Source organism: Hydrogenophaga sp., from assembly GCF_041633695.1.
In the GTDB taxonomy this organism is placed as follows: Bacteria; Pseudomonadota; Gammaproteobacteria; order Burkholderiales; family Burkholderiaceae_C; genus Hydrogenophaga.
Map to the genome: position 1 here is coordinate 1 of NZ_JBFJMY010000742.1, position 1,197 is coordinate 1,197.

Consider the following 1,197-nt stretch of genomic DNA (forward strand, 5'->3'; position numbering starts at 1 on the left):
CGGGGTCGAGCACGGCCATGCCGCGGTGGGCCTTGTTTTCCAGGTCTTCGCGCAGGCAGCCTTCGAGCGTGCTGTAGTCGATCCACGAATCGCTCTTGGTCACGCCGATGCGTTCGGCGAACAGCTGGATGCTCTCGGGCGTGTAGCCGCGCCGGCGCAGGCCGACTATGGTGGGCATGCGCGGGTCGTCCCAGCCGTTCACCTTGTGGTCGTACACCAGTTGGGCGAGCTTGCGCTTGCTGGTGATCACATAGGTGAGATTGAGCCGGGCAAATTCGTACTGCCGCGGGGGCGGGCTTTGCAGCAGGCCGCCTTCGCACAGGCGCTCCAGCAGCCAGTCGTAAAACGGGCGCTGGTCTTCAAACTCCAGCGTGCACAGGCTGTGGGTGATCTGCTCCAGCGCGTCTTCTATCGGGTGGGCGTAGGTGTACATCGGGTAGATGCACCATTTGTCGCCGGTGTTGTGGTGGGTAGCGCGGCGTATGCGGTAAATGGCCGGGTCGCGCAGGTTGATGTTGGGGCTGGCCATGTCGATTTTGGCGCGCAGCACCATCGATCCGTCTTCGTGCTGGCCGTCGCGCATTTCTTCAAAGCGCGTCAGGTTCTCGGCCGGGCTGCGGGCGCGAAACGGGCTGTCGGTGCCAGGGGTGTTGAAGTCGCCGCGCGCGGCACGCATTTGCTCGGCGGTCTGCTCGTCCACATAGGCCAGGCCGGCGCCGATGAGGTAGACGGCGGCGCGGTACATGAAATCGAAATAGTCGCTGGCCTGGTAGGGCAAGGCGTCGGGGCTGCCGTTCCAGTCAAAGCCCAGCCATTTCACGGCGTCGATGATGCTGTTGACGTATTCCGTGTCTTCTTTTTCGGGGTTGGTGTCGTCAAAGCGCAGGTGGCACACGCCGCCGTATTCCTGTGCCAGCCCGAAGTTGATGCAGATGCTCTTGGCGTGGCCAATGTGCAGGTAGCCGTTGGGCTCGGGCGGAAAGCGGGTGTGCACGATGCCGTTAAAACGGCCGTTGGCTAAATCCTCGGCTATGGTGGTGCGCAAAAAGTCACTCGAACTTTCCGCGGTTTCGGTTTCCGGCTGGGGATCAACTAGTTTCGTCATGTTTGTTCCTTCTTAAGAAATTCGCGCAGAGAGGCAGGCAAATTTTGATGACTGCCGTAGTGAAATCGAGCCATACCAGCACTCTACAATTC

At 60.9% G+C, this 1,197-nt stretch carries 1 protein-coding gene; it reads right to left on the minus strand.

The genetic code is table 11. From position 1 onward, the window contains the following. Positions 1-1,105: glutamine--tRNA ligase (glnS, locus tag ABYB95_RS23735; RefSeq protein WP_372662912.1), on the minus strand; the 1,105-nt coding region annotated here is incomplete at its 3' end. Positions 1,106-1,197 lie beyond the last annotated feature (92 nt).